This window comes from Mycolicibacterium sp. SMGY-1XX (assembly GCF_059132455.1).
Window position 1 is genome coordinate 3,013,145 of sequence record NZ_CP101139.1, and the last position, 14,488, is coordinate 3,027,632.

19 protein-coding genes are annotated in these 14,488 nt (G+C 68.0%); 8 read left to right on the plus strand and 11 right to left on the minus strand.

Annotation, left to right across the window (positions count from 1 at the left end; genetic code table 11):
* Window positions 1-2: 2 nt before the first annotated feature.
* Window positions 3-1,031: a YihY/virulence factor BrkB family protein gene (locus NL241_RS14820; protein ID WP_494397934.1), complete on the minus strand. Its 1,029-nt coding sequence runs from the start codon at window positions 1,029-1,031 to the stop codon at window positions 3-5.
* A gap of 67 nt (window positions 1,032-1,098) precedes the next feature.
* Window positions 1,099-1,290 (minus strand): DUF7455 domain-containing protein, encoded by a 192-nt coding sequence (locus NL241_RS14825; protein ID WP_487692550.1) that lies wholly within the window; start codon window positions 1,288-1,290, stop codon window positions 1,099-1,101.
* A 125-nt stretch (window positions 1,291-1,415) separates the two neighbouring features.
* Between NL241_RS14825 and NL241_RS14830 the strand changes: the two genes are divergently transcribed.
* The gene (locus tag NL241_RS14830) at window positions 1,416-1,796 is read left to right on the plus strand and encodes a DUF952 domain-containing protein (RefSeq protein ID WP_487692551.1); all 381 of its coding nucleotides are present in this window, start codon (window positions 1,416-1,418) and stop codon (window positions 1,794-1,796) included.
* On the opposite strand, the gene NL241_RS14835 is transcribed toward NL241_RS14830, so the two are convergent.
* The 4 genes from NL241_RS14835 to ppgK form a co-directional block, all read right to left on the minus strand.
* The gene (locus tag NL241_RS14835; RefSeq protein WP_487692552.1) at window positions 1,775-2,143 is read right to left on the minus strand and encodes a RidA family protein; all 369 of its coding nucleotides are present in this window, start codon (window positions 2,141-2,143) and stop codon (window positions 1,775-1,777) included. The genes NL241_RS14830 and NL241_RS14835 overlap by 22 nt on opposite strands.
* A gap of 2 nt (window positions 2,144-2,145) precedes the next feature.
* A complete protein-coding gene (locus NL241_RS14840; RefSeq protein ID WP_494397935.1) occupies window positions 2,146-3,237 on the minus strand; it encodes a methyltransferase in 1,092 nt (363 codons plus the stop codon).
* A 72-nt stretch (window positions 3,238-3,309) separates the two neighbouring features.
* The gene (locus NL241_RS14845) at window positions 3,310-4,740 is read right to left on the minus strand and encodes an RNA polymerase sigma factor (RefSeq protein ID WP_487692555.1); all 1,431 of its coding nucleotides are present in this window, start codon (window positions 4,738-4,740) and stop codon (window positions 3,310-3,312) included.
* A gap of 187 nt (window positions 4,741-4,927) precedes the next feature.
* Window positions 4,928-5,716, minus strand: a complete 789-nt coding sequence (ppgK, locus tag NL241_RS14850; RefSeq protein ID WP_487692557.1) for a polyphosphate--glucose phosphotransferase — start codon at window positions 5,714-5,716, stop codon at window positions 4,928-4,930.
* Between the two features lie 187 nt (window positions 5,717-5,903).
* On the opposite strand from ppgK, the gene NL241_RS14855 reads away from it, so the two are divergent.
* A complete protein-coding gene (locus tag NL241_RS14855) occupies window positions 5,904-6,740 on the plus strand; it encodes an inositol monophosphatase family protein (protein ID WP_494398313.1) in 837 nt (278 codons plus the stop codon).
* A gap of 3 nt (window positions 6,741-6,743) precedes the next feature.
* Here the strand turns inward: NL241_RS14855 and cei are convergent, their stop codons facing one another.
* A complete protein-coding gene (gene cei / locus NL241_RS14860) occupies window positions 6,744-7,394 on the minus strand; it encodes an envelope integrity protein Cei (RefSeq protein WP_487692559.1) in 651 nt (216 codons plus the stop codon).
* 179 nt (window positions 7,395-7,573) lie between these two features.
* Between cei and NL241_RS14865 the strand changes: the two genes are divergently transcribed.
* Window positions 7,574-7,876, plus strand: coding sequence for a DUF4193 domain-containing protein (locus tag NL241_RS14865; RefSeq protein ID WP_487692560.1), 303 nt, complete (start codon window positions 7,574-7,576; stop codon window positions 7,874-7,876).
* Between the two features lie 20 nt (window positions 7,877-7,896).
* Here the strand turns inward: NL241_RS14865 and NL241_RS14870 are convergent, their stop codons facing one another.
* Entirely contained in the window at window positions 7,897-8,373 is a 477-nt protein-coding gene (locus NL241_RS14870) for a DUF3093 domain-containing protein (protein WP_487692562.1), read from the minus strand.
* A gap of 25 nt (window positions 8,374-8,398) precedes the next feature.
* On the opposite strand from NL241_RS14870, the gene dut reads away from it, so the two are divergent.
* Window positions 8,399-8,863: a dUTP diphosphatase gene (gene dut, locus NL241_RS14875; RefSeq protein WP_487692563.1), complete on the plus strand. Its 465-nt coding sequence runs from the start codon at window positions 8,399-8,401 to the stop codon at window positions 8,861-8,863.
* Window positions 8,863-9,609, plus strand: a complete 747-nt coding sequence (locus NL241_RS14880) for a DUF3710 domain-containing protein (protein ID WP_494397936.1) — start codon at window positions 8,863-8,865, stop codon at window positions 9,607-9,609. Before dut ends, NL241_RS14880 begins: the two co-directional genes overlap by 1 nt.
* Before the next feature lie 98 nt (window positions 9,610-9,707).
* On the opposite strand, the gene NL241_RS14885 is transcribed toward NL241_RS14880, so the two are convergent.
* A complete protein-coding gene (locus NL241_RS14885) occupies window positions 9,708-10,412 on the minus strand; it encodes a serine aminopeptidase domain-containing protein (protein ID WP_487692565.1) in 705 nt (234 codons plus the stop codon).
* 125 nt (window positions 10,413-10,537) lie between these two features.
* Here NL241_RS14885 and NL241_RS14890 point away from each other — a divergent pair, with 125 nt between their 5' ends.
* Genes NL241_RS14890 through NL241_RS14900 form a run of 3 tightly spaced genes read left to right on the plus strand, consistent with a single transcriptional unit; the run spans window position 10,538 to window position 13,019 of the window.
* A complete protein-coding gene (locus tag NL241_RS14890) occupies window positions 10,538-10,909 on the plus strand; it encodes an OB-fold nucleic acid binding domain-containing protein (RefSeq protein WP_487692566.1) in 372 nt (123 codons plus the stop codon).
* 53 nt (window positions 10,910-10,962) lie between these two features.
* Entirely contained in the window at window positions 10,963-11,604 is a 642-nt protein-coding gene (locus NL241_RS14895) for a DUF3159 domain-containing protein (RefSeq protein ID WP_487692736.1), read from the plus strand.
* Window positions 11,605-11,606: 2 nt separating this feature from the next.
* Entirely contained in the window at window positions 11,607-13,019 is a 1,413-nt protein-coding gene (locus NL241_RS14900; RefSeq protein ID WP_487692567.1) for an MFS transporter, read from the plus strand.
* Window positions 13,020-13,023: 4 nt separating this feature from the next.
* Here NL241_RS14900 and NL241_RS14905 read toward each other — a convergent pair whose 3' ends face one another.
* Together NL241_RS14905 and NL241_RS14910 are read right to left on the minus strand one after the other, a co-directional pair.
* Window positions 13,024-13,698: a potassium channel family protein gene (locus NL241_RS14905; protein WP_487692568.1), complete on the minus strand. Its 675-nt coding sequence runs from the start codon at window positions 13,696-13,698 to the stop codon at window positions 13,024-13,026.
* A 52-nt stretch (window positions 13,699-13,750) separates the two neighbouring features.
* Window positions 13,751-14,422, minus strand: coding sequence for a potassium channel family protein (locus tag NL241_RS14910; RefSeq protein WP_487692570.1), 672 nt, complete (start codon window positions 14,420-14,422; stop codon window positions 13,751-13,753).
* Window positions 14,423-14,488: the final 66 nt, after the last annotated feature.

The window sequence follows — 14,488 nt, forward strand, 5'->3', positions numbered from 1 at the left end:
CCTCACGGCTGGGCGTGCAGGTCGAGCTGGCCGTCGATCGGCGGCTCACCCGGTTTGCGGGATGGCGGCAGCGCCGCGTCCGGTGTCTCGGTGTCGGCCGGGGCCGCGGTGCCGTTCTTCTCCGCAGCTTTCCGCTTGAGCCAGAACCGCAGTTGGTTGGCGTGGGTCTGCGGCGCCGGCCATTCCTCCTGGATCGCGGCATTGAGCTCGGCGCCGATCATGATGGCGAAGCCGAGGAAGAATGCGAACAACAGGAACGCGATGGGTGTCGCCAACGCGCCGTAGGTGTAGCCGGTCTTGGTGATCGAACTCAGGTACACCCGCAGGCCGACGGTCGCCACCAGGAAGACCGCCGTCGCCAGCACGGCGCCGACCAACAGTCGATGCGTCGGCAGCGGCTCCGGTAACGACAACCGGTACAGCACCGTCACCAAGATCAGCAGGCTCACGATGAGCACCGGGAAATAGCCGTACTGCAGCACGTCGTCCCAGCTGTCCGGGATGTACTCGGCGATCTTGCGGGGGCCCAGTGCCACGAACGGTGCCGAGGCGATCACGATCAGCAGACCGGCCACGTAGAGCCCCAGCGCGTAGAACCGCTGCCGCACCGGATGTCGTAGCGGAGTCTGATCGTGAGCCTCGACGATCGAGTCCACCCAGGCCGAGATGGCCGACGAGCCGGCCCACAGGGAGATCACGAAGCCCAGCGACACCACCTCACCCCGCGCACCCGCGACGATGTCGCGGATCGTCGGTTCGATGATCTCGTTGACGATGTTCTCCGAGAAGAAGCTGCTGGTGGTCGCGATCAGCTGGTTCTCGATGGTGACCAGGGTGTCCGGCCCGAACAACGGTGCGATGTAGGCCAGGCTTCCGAGCATGCCGAGCAGAAGCGGCGGCAGCGACAGGACCGACCAGAACCCCGCTTGCGCGGCTTCGGAGAAGATCGAATCGTCCCACGCCTTGGAGAGCGTGCGCTTGGTGATGTGCCAGATGTGGTGGCGAGAAGGCTTCGTGCGCTGGTCACTCATGTCGGTGTCCAGCATCCCTGACCGCAGCCGTTAATGCCTAGCAGCGGCCCCGGCGCGCCGGGTGGACCTACAGCTCGGCTGAGCTGACCTCCAGCACCGCGGCCAACTCGACAAGCTTGGCCTCGTGCTCGTTTGCGTGGTGCTGGCAGAACAACAGCACGGCTCCTGAAGGCAGTTTCGCAACGACACGGGCGGCAGCACCGCAACGGTCGCAGCGATCAGCCCGGGTCAACTCGGGACTGGTCAGAGTTGCGTTCATGGCTCCTCCGTTTCTCGCGTGGTTTCTACTGTCTCAGACGTTTTCGGTTCCGGCCTTGTTCCCGAGGCGTTCACCGGTGTGTCGTGTCTCACCCCGGATCCGTTTCATTACGGCAAGGTGGGAACGTGACCAACACTTCCGCGGTTCTGGTGCATCTGTGCGGTGCAGACGAATGGGCGGCCGCTTCATCGGGAGCGGAGTACCGTCCTGCATCACTGACCGACATCGGCTTCATCCATCTTTCAACGCCTGAGCAGGTACACCTGCCGGCGAACCGGTTGTTCTCCGGGCGCACCGATTTGGTACTGCTGTACCTGACTCCAGAGCTGCTGATGGGGCCGCTGCGCTGGGAGCCGGGGGTACCGGGCGATCCGGAAGCGATGTTGTTCCCACATTTGTACGCACCCATGCCGGTGGCGGCTGTGAGAAGTATCACCGCCTACCTACCCGGCCCCGACGGCACGTTTCCGCCGCTGACCGTGGGTCAGTCGGACCCGTCGACGTAAGCGTCCGCCTCGATCTCGATCAGCAGGTCCGGCGCGATGAGTGCACTGACCTCGACCATGGTGGCCACCGGGCCGATGGCCGCGAAGTACTCCGCGTGCACGGCGGCCACCTCAGGCCACAGCGAGATGTCGGTGACGAACATCCGGGTGCGGACCACATCGGACAGTCGCGCACCGGCCTGCTCGAGGGCCGCCGCGATACGGTCCAGCGCGTCACGCGTCTGCGCGGCGATGTCGGCTCCGGCGCCGGTGGTACCCGCCACCGCCACGAACGGCCCGGTGCGGACCGCCCGCGAGTAGCCGACGACGCGTTCGTACTCCGCCCCGGAGGAGATGTTCTGCCGCACGCCTAGACCGGCCGAGCCTCGACGAGCGACAACGGCCCTGCTGTCGGGATGACCCGCGTCTGTCGAAAGCCGGCTCGCGACAACAGCGTTGCGTACTCGCCCGCGGTGCGTTCGCGACCGCCGGAATTGACCAGCATCTCCAGATCCAGCAACAGACCCGGGTGCGGGGGAGCGCCCTGGGGCAAGACCATCTCGAACAACAGCACCACGCCGTCCTCGGCGATCGCGGTGCGGATGTTGCGCAAGATCGTCAGCGCCCGTTCGTCGTCCCAGTCATGGATGATCGCTTTGAGCAGATACGTGTCGGCGCCCTCGGGCACGCGTTCGAAGAACGACCCGCCCTCGGAGGTGGCACGGCTGCTCACCCCGGCGGTCTCGAAAGCCGGCCCGGCGTCGGCCACCACCGAGGGCAAGTCGTAGAGCACCCCGCGGGCCCCCGGAGCCGCAGCCAGGACGGCGGCCAGCAATGCGCCGTGACCGCCGCCCACGTCGACGACGAGGCGGCGCGGCGTGAAGTCGTATGCCGGCACCGCGGCAGTGATCGCCATGGCCGAGACGGCGGTCATGGCATCGTTGAAGACCCGAGCGTACTCCGGATGGGCGTCCAGGTACTCGAAAAGCTGTGTGCCGCGCAGCTTTTCAACCGCGGTCTGGCCGGTCTGCACACAGTGCAGCAATTCGCCCCAATGCTCCCAGTGCGGCGGGCTGCCCAACATCGCGAGCATGGGTGCCATGGAGCCATCGGCATCGGTTCGCAATGTGTTGCCCGCGGCGGTCAGAGCGAAGCGACCATCTCGCCTGAGCTTGAAGATCCCCTGGCTGGCCAGCGCCCGCATCAAGCGGAAAGTGGCATCGGGGTTCGCGCCCACCCGGCGGGCCACGTCGTCGGCCGTCAGCGCGCCGCCTGCCAGAGTGTCGGCGATACCCAGCTCGACCGCGACGTGCAACGCCTGGGTGACCCACGCCCCTTGAGCCAGCTCGACAACGGTGATACTCGCCGGGGCCGTCGCGCGGAGCAGGAAACCGAGCCCGGCGCGCACCCTGCCGACGCCGTTGATCAGCCAGGCCGGCGGGGTTTTCGGGGGAGCGGGCACGTGGCGTAACGATAGCGGCGGTTGTCCCTCGGTGGGGGACAACCGCCGCTATGACAAGAACAAGACGAGTTTCTAGTCCAGGTAGTCGCGCAGCACCTGAGAACGGCTGGGGTGGCGCAGCTTTGACATGGTCTTCGACTCGATCTGACGGATCCGCTCGCGGGTGACGCCGTAGACCTGGCCGATCTCGTCGAGCGTGCGGGGCTGACCGTCGGTGAGACCGAACCGCAGCCGGACCACGCCGGCTTCACGCTCGGAGAGCGTCTCCAGCACCGACTGCAGCTGATCCTGCAGCAGGGTGAAGCTCACCGCATCGACGGCCACCACGGCCTCGGAATCCTCGATGAAGTCGCCGAGCTGCGAGTCACCCTCGTCGCCGATGGTCTGGTCCAGGGAGATGGGCTCACGCGCGTACTGCTGGATCTCCAGCACCTTCTCCGGCGTGATGTCCATTTCCTTCGCGAGTTCCTCGGGCGTGGGCTCGCGGCCCAGGTCCTGCAGCAGCTCGCGCTGGATACGGCCCAGCTTGTTGATGACCTCGACCATGTGCACCGGGATACGGATGGTGCGGGCCTGGTCGGCCATGGCGCGGGTGATGGCCTGACGGATCCACCACGTGGCGTACGTGGAGAACTTGTAGCCCTTGGTGTAGTCGAACTTCTCCACCGCGCGGATCAGACCGAGGTTGCCCTCCTGGATCAGGTCCAGGAACGCCATGCCGCGACCGGTGTAGCGCTTGGCCAGTGAGACGACCAGACGCAGGTTGGCTTCGAGCAGGTGGTTCTTGGCGCGGTCGCCGTCGCGGCAGATCCACATCATGTCGCGGCGCTGCGCGGCGGGCAGCTTCTCGCCCTTGTCGGACAGCTCCGCCATCAACTGGGTGGCGTAGAGGCCGGCCTCGATGCGCTTGGCGAGCTCGACCTCCTCCTCGGCATTGAGGAGCGCCACCTTGCCGATCTGCTTGAGGTACGCACGTACCGAGTCGGCGGAGGCGGTGAGTTCGGCGTCCTTACGGGCCTGCCGCAGCGCCTCGGACTCTTCCTCGTCCCAGACGAAGTCGCCGGAGGCCTTGTCCTTTTCCGACGGCTCGGAGATCTCCTCTTCCTCGCCTTCGGTGGCCGGCTTCGCGGGGGTGACGCCTGCGGCCACACCCTCACCCTCGGCTTCGTCACCGTCGGCGTCGTCGTCCTCGATCTCGTCTTCGAGTTCGAGGTCGCCGTCTTCGAGTTCATCGCCCGGTTCGGCTTCCAGGTCGTCGTCGAGGGTGTCGATCTCTTCGGCGTCGCCGGAGTCATCGCCCTCGGCCTTGGGAGCTGCCTTCTTGGGGCGACCCCGCGCCGGCGCGCCGTCGGCCTTGGCCTTGGTGGCCCGCTTGGCCGGGGCCTTGGTGGCCCGTTTGGCGGGAGCCTTCTTGGCGGGCGCTACTGCGGCGCCTGCCGCAGGATCCTGCACAGCGCTGGGAACTGTGTCTTCGGTTGCCGGGCTTGCTTTTATCGCTGCCACGTACACCCTTTCGGTCTTGCTGACTTTCGGTGGCTATGGGCAAGCGCCACCGAAAGCGTCGGCTATCGGAATTATTCGGCGTCAGTCTCGGGAGGAGTTTCGCCGCTATCCGTGTGGCGGCCGCCTCGACCATTGTAACTACTGAGACGGCCTGCTCCGCGCCGAGCAGGCAAAATTTTCGCCGCTATCAGTGTGTTCCGTGGGTGACGTCACCTTGCGAGGCCATCGCCGCGCCGACAATTCCGGCCGTGTTCTGCAGCGCCGCAGCAACCACCGGGGTGCGGTTCTCGAGCAGCGGAATCCATTTGTCGGCTTTGCGGCTGATTCCGCCGCCGGCGATGAACAGATCAGGCCAGATCGCGTTCTCGATGGCGATCAGCACCCTGGTCACCTCTTTGGTCCAGCGCTCGTAGCTCCACTCCTTGCGCTCTTTGACCGATGAGGCGGCCCGGTGTTCGGCCTCTTTGCCGCCGACCTCCAGGTGACCGAACTCGGTGTTGGGTAGGAGCACCCCGTTGTGGATGACCGCCGACCCGATGCCGGTCCCGAACGTGAGCAACACGATGACCCCGGTGTTGTCCTTACCCGCGCCGAAACGTTCCTCGGCCAGTCCGGCGGCGTCGGCATCGTTGAGCACGGTGACGTCCTGGCCGTTGAGTGCGCCGCTGATGATCTCGTTGACCTGCGTGCCGATCCACGCCTTGTCCACGTTGGCCGCGGTGCGCACCACCCCGTTGGTGACCACACCCGGGTAGGTGACACCCAGGGGCCCGTCCCAGCCGAACTCCCTGACCACCGCGGCGACGGTTTGGGCGACCGCCTCCGGTGTGGCCGGCTGCGGCGTGGGCAGCTTGAAACGCTCGCCGATCAGCAGGCCGGTTTCGAGGTCGACGATGCCACCCTTGACGCCGCTACCTCCGACGTCGATGCCGAAGCCGCGGCGCTGCGCAGAGGAAGACGTATCGGGTGCAGTCATTGCTGTGCTCCTGGCGTGGCTGGCGGTAGGCGATCCACACCTTAGTGTGTCGACGCCCACTTGGTGGCAGTGTCACCGGGTGTGCATCGTGTGTTGCGATAGTGGGGTGACTTCGCAGAGCTCGACGCCCGAATCCGCCCACCCCGCAGCGCCGAGTGCCGCACTCGGTGCCGGTGATCTCGCCCACTTGCGTGATGTGGCGCGACAGATCGCCACCGAGGCCGCGGTGTTCGTCCGGCGCCGACGCGCCGAGGTGTTCGGGGACTCACCGGAAGCCGCCGACGGTGAGGTCGCAACCGGCGCCGTGCGCGCCAAGAGCACGCCCACCGACCCGGTCACGATCGTCGACACCGAAACCGAACGACTGCTTCGGGACCGGCTGGCTCAGCTTCGTCCGGGCGATCCGGTGCTGGGCGAGGAAGGCGGCGGCCCGGCCGCCGGCGTGCCCGCCGGTGCCGTCACCTGGGTGCTCGATCCCATCGACGGCACGGTGAACTTCGTCTACGGCATCCCCGCCTATGGCGTCTCGGTCGCCGCCCAGGTGGATGGCGTGTCCGTGGCGGGCGCGGTGGCCGATGTGGTTTCCGGTGAGGTGTACTCGGCGGCCCTGGGCCAGGGCGCGCATGTCGAAGGACCCGCGGGGCGAAGGGCATTGCGGTGCAATGCCGTCGGCGATCTGTCGATGGCGCTGCTGGGCACCGGTTTCGGGTACGCGCCGAACCGGCGGGCGGCGCAGGGGGTGCTGCTGTCGCAGGTGATGCCGTCGGTGCGTGATGTGCGCCGGATCGGTTCTGCTGCGCTGGACCTGTGCATGGTGGCTGCGGGCCGGCTCGATCTGTACTACGAGCACCGGCTCAACGTGTGGGACTGGGCAGCGGGAGCGCTGGTGGCGGCTGAGGCCGGTGCGCACATGCTCTTTCCCTCTGAGCCCGCGCAGTTGCTGGTGGCCGCCGCACCCGGTGTGGCCGCCGAGTTCCACGGTGTGCTGGACCGGCTGGGCGCCCTGGGGCCCATCCCCGAGTAGGGGTCAGCAGCTGGCCGAGTGGATCTTGGTCAGCAACGCGGGATCGGCCGGCTCGGTGGCGTCGGGCTGCAGGCCGGCCAGTACCGCGTCGATGTCATCGCTGTGGGTCAGCTCGGTGAAGTCGGTGCCGATCACCAGGTCGACGGTGTCGTTGTCGCGCTCGTCGCGAAACAGTTCGGTGCACGGCGCCACCAGCCACACCGCTGCGGCGGCGGCCTCCCCGGACGGGCCGAATCTGATCTGGCCCTGGCAGGTCAGGCGGGTCGAGGCGTAGATCGGGTCGTTGGCGGCCGTGGGCTGGGCGAACCCGAGGTCGCGAAGCTCGCCGGACACCTCGGCGGCCTGGCCGCCCTGACCGCTGGCGTTGAGCACGGTGATCTTGGTGTCGACGAGTTTGGCCGGTTCGACGCCCGCCATGTCGGTGCTGGCGACCTGCTGCCCCAACTTGGGGGTGGCGGGGTCGGCAGGCGGGGGCGGCGGATTGCACACGGCGGCCTCGACCACCTCAGGCGGCCGGGTCAAGGCGATGGTCCAGACCAGGCCGGTGATCACCGCGAGGACTGCGGCCACGACGATGCCGGGCCAGATGTTGCGGCGCCGGAACGGCAAACCCCGCTTGTCGAATGCTGTGCCTTCGGTGATGTGCGCGACCACGCCTGCACTCTAGAGGTCGTCGGCGCTTCGACGGACCGCCGGCTCCGTTCAAGTGTGATGTAAATCACACTTGAACGGAGGGTGTTCCGGGCACGAATCGTTTGGCGGAAGCGTTCGGCACTGGTACAAAGCTCTGCTGGCAAGGCTTGCGAGCGGGGAACCAAGAGGGGAAGAAGACGATGGCTACCGACTATGACGCTCCAAGGCGCAATGAGACCGATGACGTTTCCGAGGATTCGTTGGAGGAACTCAAGGCGCGGCGGAACGAAGCGCAGTCGGCCGTAGTCGACGTCGACGAGGGCGAAACCGCCGAATCGTTCGAGTTGCCTGGTGCCGACCTGTCCGGTGAAGAGTTGTCCGTCCGCGTCGTGCCCAAGCAGGCCGACGAGTTCACCTGCTCGAGCTGCTTCCTCGTTCATCACCGCAGCCGCCTCGCCAGCGAGAAGAACGGGATGATGATCTGCAGCGACTGCGCCGCCTGAGTCCGAGGTTGCGACGTCCGTCAGCTGCGCAGCGCGGACAGCACTCGCTCAGGGTGCCTGCAGCTGACCAGCCAGTACGGGGTGGGGTCGTCGGGGTCATCGAGGACCACCAGGACCATCGGCCCCACCCAGCCCTTGTGCAGCACGTAGGCCGCCGGATCGAGCTGCCGGCCCATGGCGGCTGACTTGGCCGTCCGCGGAATCTCCGCCGACCGGGAAATCACCGACGCGGGTAGGTGCGCCTGCCCGGCCCACAGTTCGGTGGTGCCGCCGGTGGAGATCACCGCCACCTCGGAGCGTCCCAACCACACCAGTGCTGCAGCGGCTACCCCGAACAGCACCGCGAACGCCACCCAGTCGGGGAGCCCCTGAACGCCCTGATTGACCTCCAAGGCAATCAGTCCGGCCAAGCCGAATCCCAATGGCCACCACCACCAAGGCACCCACAGACGCTCGCGGTAGCGCACCGTCTGCGAGGTCTCACGCGTTCCCGCCACCGGGCCAAGAGTAGTCTCATGCCTCGTGTCGACCCGCCTGGCGGTGGTCCGTCTGGACCAGGAACTGCCTCTGCCCAGCCGCGCCCACGAAGGTGACGCCGGCGTGGACCTTTTCAGCGCCCAGGATGTGGAACTGGCGCCCGGCCACCGCGCCCTCGTGCCCACCGGCGTCGCGGTCGCGATCCCCGTCGGCATGGTCGGTCTGATCCATCCTCGATCGGGTTTGGCTGCGCGCGTGGGCCTTTCGATCGTCAACAGCCCCGGCACCATCGATGCCGGCTACCGCGGTGAGATCAAGGTCTCGTTGATCAATCTCGATCCGGTGGCACCGATCGTGATCAGCCGGGGCGACCGGATAGCGCAGCTGATAGTGCAGCGCGTCGAGCTACCCGAACTTGTCGAGGTCTCGTCCTTCGACGAGGCGGGTTTGGGGGACACCACCCGTGGCGAAGGCGGCCACGGCTCATCGGGAGGACATTCGAGCTTGTGATGGCATTCGGAAAACACCACAAAGAAGAGCCGGGCGACGACGCGGTCGAGGCCACGGAAAGCGCGGCTGCGGTCGGTGACGACCTCGACGGCCCGTTCGACATCGAGGATTTCGACGACCCCGAGGTGGCCAAGGTCGGTCGGCTGGATCTGGGCTCGGTGCTCATCCCGATGCCGGCTGCCGGGCAGGTACAGGTCGAGCTGAGCCAGACCGGTGTGCCGAGCGCTGTGTGGGTGGTGACGCCCAACGGCCGCTTCACCATCGCGGCCTACGCCGCCCCCAAGAGCGCGGGGCTGTGGCGGGAGGTGGCCGGTGAACTGGCCGAGTCGCTGCGCAAGGACACCGCGCAGGTGAGCATCGAGTCCGGTCCGTGGGGCCGTGAGGTGGTCGGGGCCGCCTCCGGTGCGGTGCGTTTCATCGGCGTCGACGGCTACCGGTGGATGATCCGCTGCGTGGTCAACGCCGGCCACGAGACCATCGAGGCGTTGACGGTGGAGGCGCGAAAGGCTTTGGCCGACACCGTGGTTCGTCGCGACAGCACTCCGCTGCCGGTGCGTACGCCACTGCCGGTGCAACTGCCCGAACCGATGGCCGCACAGCTGCGCGCCGCCGCCGAGCAGGCCGCCCAGCAGCAGCAGGGCGCCGGTCAACAGCAGGCGGGTCAGCAGCCGCCGACGCCGGCCGCTCGACGTAGCGCGCAGGGATCGGCCATGCAGCAGCTGCGCAGCACGATCACGGGCGGCTGACCGACGAGCGACTCGCGCGCGGAGCTTGCGGAGTGCGCGGGGAGGAGTCGGTCGAATCGGGCACTGACCGACGAGCGACTCGCGCGCGGAGTGCGTAATCAGGCCGAGATGTCGGTCAGCGCGGCCAGACAAGCCGCGCCGAGCACGGCGGGGTCGTGGCCGAATTCGTCGAGTGTGACCGTGCGCAGCGCGGCATGCGGAGCCGCAGCCACCCATTCCACGCCGACTTCCAGCGGGTGCACGGGATCGTCGGTGGCCGACACCACGCCCATCGGGGCGCGTAGCGTCTCGAGCTGACCACTGGTGGGCGCGACGTACCGGGCGGCTTCCTCCATCGCGTCGGGCAGATCCGGCCACTGGCCCACCCAGGAGCGGGTCAGTTCATCAGCCAGCCAGACCGGGCTGGAGTCACGCATCCGCGCGGTCGCGGCCACCAGGCCGTCGCGCCGCAATTCCTGCGCCGAGTGCAACGCGGCTTGCGCCGCGGGCGCCGTGTCCGGGGGGCCCGTCCACGCCGGTAGCGCCGCCAACACCGCGACAATCCGGTCCGGGTGGGCGATGGCCCACGCGGCACCGACCGCAGCGCCCAGCGACACCCCAGCCACCGCGATGGGGCCTTCCCGGGCGGCGTCGTCGAGCGCCTGGCGGTAGCCCGCGATCAGCCGGCCGGGCTGTGGCGCGTGCGGCAGTGGCACGGCACCAACGCTGTGAAGTGCCTGGGCGAAGGCGCGGTAGGTGTAGTCGTCGTCGGAGCCCGTGCCAGGCAGCAGAACGGTCGACACACCGCGCAGATCAACAGCCATGTGGTTGATCGTGCCTGGTATCGGCGGAAAGTGAAGGTTTGGCCGGGGTGCGGCGTGGCAATAGGGAACCAACAGGTCTACCGTGTCGTTGGCACTGTGAATCTGCTGGAATGTCAGGAGTGACCATGGCTGCGGCCGAAGGTTATCTGCGTCGGCTCACCCGTCGCTTGACGGAGGATCCCGAGCAGCGGGACGCCGAGGAATTGACGGACGAAGCGGCCGTCACCGGCGCACAGCGCGCTATCGACTGCCAGCGTGGCCAGGAGGTCACGATGGTGGGGACGCTGCGAAGCGTCGAGGCCAACGCCAAGGGGTGTGCCGGTGGCGTCAAAGCCGAACTGTTCGACGGCACCGACACGGTGACGTTGGTGTGGCTGGGGCAGCGCCGCATCCCGGGTATCGACTCCGGGCGCACGTTGCGGGTGCACGGCCGGGTCGGCAAGCTCGACAACGGCGGCAAGGCGATCTACAACCCGCACTACGAGATTCAGCGGTGACCGAAGACAACACCAGCCAGGAAGCGGAGACCCGCACCAGCGCTCAGGCCCTGATGGACCAGATGGGCGGCGTCAGCGGTCTGATCTACTCCTCGCTGCCGGTCGTCGCGTTCGTACCCGTCTCGTCGGCCTTCGGCCTGGTGCCCGCCATCGTGTCCGCGCTGGCCATCGCCGCGCTGATCCTGGTGTGGCGGCTGGTCCGCAAGGAATCGGTACAGCCGGCGGTGTCGGGGTTCATCGGCGTGGGATTCTGCGCGTTGATCGCCTACCTGGTCGGGGAGGCGAAAGGGTATTTCCTCTACGGCATCTGGATGTCGCTGCTGTGGGCTGTGGTGTTCGCGGTGTCGGTGCTGATCCGCCGCCCGGTGGCGGGCTACCTGTGGAGCTGGGTCGGCGGCAAGGGCAAGGACTGGCGCTCGGTACGCGGTGCCGTGCGGGCCTTCGATCTCGCGACGCTGACCTGGGTGCTGGTGTTCGCGTCCCGTTTCGTGGTGCAGAACCACCTCTACGACGCCGACCAGACCGGCTGGCTGGGCTTCGCCCGCATCGCGATGGGCTGGCCCCTGACCGCGATCGCCGCGCTGGTCACCTACTTCGCGATCAAGGCAGCCCAGCGGGCCATCGAGGCCGCTGAACCGGCCGAACCGGCGCCGCAGCCCGATCTGGAGACCGGTACCGCACGGCAGCCCGACTAGCGATGGCCGGCCGCGACCCGGCCGGCCGGGCGCTGATCGCCGTCACGATCCTGGCGTCGTTCGTCGCGTTCCTCGACGGCTCGGTGGTCAACCTCGCCCTGCCGGCCATCTCCACCGATCTCGGCGGCGGCCTGAGTTTGCAACAGTGGGTGGTCGACGGCTATCTGCTGGCTCTGGGCGCACTCATCCTGGTGGCCGGCGCCGTCTCCGATGCGTTCGGCCGACTCGCGGTACTGCGGGCCGGTCTGGTGTTGTTCGCGCTGGCTTCGCTGCTGTGCGCGGTGGCGCCGAACGGGGCACTGCTCATCGCGGCGCGCTGCCTGCAGGGTGTGGGTGCGGCATTCCTGGTGCCCAGTTCGCTGGCCATGCTCAACGAGCGGTTCAGCGGGCCGGAGCAGGCCAGAGCCATCGGCATCTGGACGGCCTGGACCGGGACCGCTTTCGTGGTGGGCCCGCTGCTGGGTGGTGTGCTGGTGGACGCCCTGAACTGGCGATGGATCTTCGCGGTCAACCTGCCCCCGGTGGTGCTCACCCTGTATCTGAGCGCCCGGCTGGCCCCACACCCGGCGCCCGCCGCCCGCAGCATCCGCGATGTCGATGGTCTCGGAGCGGCGCTGGCCGCACTGGGGTTGACGGGCACCGTCTTCGCGCTCATCGAACAGCAGCGGCTGGGGCCGTCGCATCCGCTGGTGGTGGGTGCGTTCGTCGCCGGCATCAGCGCTCTGGCGGCGTTCCCGTTCTGGGAGCGCCGGGCCCGTCATCCGATGATGCCGCTGTCGATCTTCGGATCCCGCAACTTCGCGGTGGCCAACGCGGCGACGGTGTTCCTCTACGCCGGGGTGTCGCTGGGGATGCTGCTGGTGACGCTGTTCCTCCAGGAGACAGTGCATTTGAGCGCCACCCAGGCCGGGCTGGCCACGCTGCCGGTGCCGGTGCTGTCGTTCTTCCTGGCGGCGCGGTTCGGTGCGTTGGCGGGCCGGCACGGGCCGCGCGTGTACATGGCGGCGGGCCCGCTGATCGCCGCGGTGGGCTTCGCCCTGATGGCCCGCGTGAACGCGGATTTCGACTTCTGGACCCAGTTGTTGCCCGGCCTGGTGCTGTTCGCCCTTGGCCTGACGATGACGGTGTCGCCGCTGACGGCGACCGTGCTCGGCGCCGTCGACCCGGTGCACAGCGGTATCGGGTCGGCCGTCAACAACGCGGTGTCCCGGATCGCGGGACTGATCGCAATCGCCTTCATGTCCGTGATCGTGGGCAGCACAATCGATTTCGCCGGATTCCAGCGCGGCATGCTGGTGACCGCGGTGCTGTTTGCGACGGCCGGGTTGATCTCCGCCGCCGGAATCCGCACCCCACCCACCACCGCGTCGGTGGCGCCGGTGGACAGCGCGCGCTGTCTGGACCGGGGCCGCTGAGGCTCTAGGAGTTCTGCGCCCCCGCGGGCAGCAGCAGCGCGCGCAGATCGCCTTCGACCTCGGGGGAGGCCACCAGCAGCAGCTCGTCGCCGCCCTCGAGAGGTTCATCGGACTGCGGCACGATCACCCGGTTGCCCCGCAGGATCGTCACCAGCGCCGCATCCCGGGGCAGGTCCAGTTTGCGCACCGGCTTACCACCCCACGGGGTGTCGTCGGGCAGGGTGATCTCCAGCAGGTTGGCCTCACCCTTGCGGAACTCCATGATGTGCACCAGGTCGCCGACCGCAACGGCTTCTTCCACCAGCGAGGCCAACATGCGCGGGGTGGACACTGCCACGTCCACGCCCCAGGCCTCGTCGAACAACCACTCGTTGCGCGGATCGTTGACCCGGGCCACCACGCGGGAGACCGCGAACTCGGTCTTGGCCAACAGCGAGAGCACCACGTTGGCTTTGTCGTCCCCGGTGGCTGCGATCACCACGTCGAAATCCTCGGCGCGCACCGACTCCAGCAGGGACAGCTCGCAGGCGTCGCCGAGCCGCCAGTGGGCGGCGGGAATGGCGTCGACGTCGATGTGCTCGGCATTGCGCTCGATCAGGGTGACGTCATGGCCGTTCTCGACGAGCTCACGGGCGATCGAACGCCCTACGGCGCCGGCGCCGGCAATGGCAACTCTCATCGGCGGCGCTCCTGCCCCTGGATTGCGTCTGCGGGTTCGTCGTCACCGCGCCTCATTGGCCTGCCTCCTCACTGGGCGGCAGCGCCGCGATGGCCATCGCCTCGGCGGCGCGCCCCGACACCGCGGCGATGTAAACCTGGTCGCTGGCCTGGATCACGGTTTTGGGCTCGGGCAGGATTCCGGTGCCGAACCGGATCAGGAAGGCCACGCGCGCACCGGTGGCCGCCTCGAGGTCGGTCACCCGGCGCCCGACCCACTGTTCGTGCAACACCACTTCGGCCACCGAGACGGTGCCGGTGGGGTCGCGCCAGCGGGCCGTCTCCGTGTCCCCGGTGAGGGCGTTGAGCAACCGGTCGGTGGTCCAGGGCACGGTGGCAACCGTGGGGATGCCGAGGCGTTCGTAGACCGCGGCGCGTTTGGCGTCGTAGATACGAGCCACCACCTTGCGCACGCCGAAGGTCTCACGGGCCACCCGTGCCGAGATGATGTTGGAGTTGTCGCCGGAGGACACCGCCGCGAAGGCGCCGGCCTCTTCGATGCCGGCGCGTAGCAGGACGTCGCGATCGAAGCCCATCCCGAGCACCCGGTCACCCGGGAAGTCGGGCGAAAGTCGCTGAAATGCCGTGCTCTCCCGATCGATGATGGCCACATCGTGGCCGATGCGGGCCAATCCGTCGGCGAGTGCGGCACCCACGCGGCCGCATCCCATCACCACTACTCGCACCTGGCGTCCTTTCGGCTGGTTCCCTGTGACAGGTCGCCTGCCCACTCGCGGTGAACTGACCGTACG

Excerpts from the sequence above, each read along its gene's own strand:
- NL241_RS14820 (WP_494397934.1), bottom strand. The coding sequence starts at position 1,031 with ATGAGTGACCAGCGCACGAAGCCTTCTCGCCACCACATCTGGCACATC.
- NL241_RS14825 (WP_487692550.1), bottom strand. The coding sequence starts at position 1,290 with ATGAACGCAACTCTGACCAGTCCCGAGTTGACCCGGGCTGATCGCTGC.
- ppgK (WP_487692557.1), bottom strand. The coding sequence starts at position 5,716 with ATGACTGCACCCGATACGTCTTCCTCTGCGCAGCGCCGCGGCTTCGGC.
- NL241_RS14865 (WP_487692560.1), top strand. The coding sequence starts at position 7,574 with ATGGCTACCGACTATGACGCTCCAAGGCGCAATGAGACCGATGACGTT.
- NL241_RS14880 (WP_494397936.1), top strand. The coding sequence starts at position 8,863 with ATGGCATTCGGAAAACACCACAAAGAAGAGCCGGGCGACGACGCGGTC.
- NL241_RS14885 (WP_487692565.1), bottom strand. The coding sequence starts at position 10,412 with ATGGCTGTTGATCTGCGCGGTGTGTCGACCGTTCTGCTGCCTGGCACG.
- NL241_RS14890 (WP_487692566.1), top strand. The coding sequence starts at position 10,538 with ATGGCTGCGGCCGAAGGTTATCTGCGTCGGCTCACCCGTCGCTTGACG.
- NL241_RS14895 (WP_487692736.1), top strand. The coding sequence starts at position 10,963 with ATGGACCAGATGGGCGGCGTCAGCGGTCTGATCTACTCCTCGCTGCCG.
- NL241_RS14900 (WP_487692567.1), top strand. The coding sequence starts at position 11,607 with ATGGCCGGCCGCGACCCGGCCGGCCGGGCGCTGATCGCCGTCACGATC.
- NL241_RS14905 (WP_487692568.1), bottom strand. The coding sequence starts at position 13,698 with ATGAGAGTTGCCATTGCCGGCGCCGGCGCCGTAGGGCGTTCGATCGCC.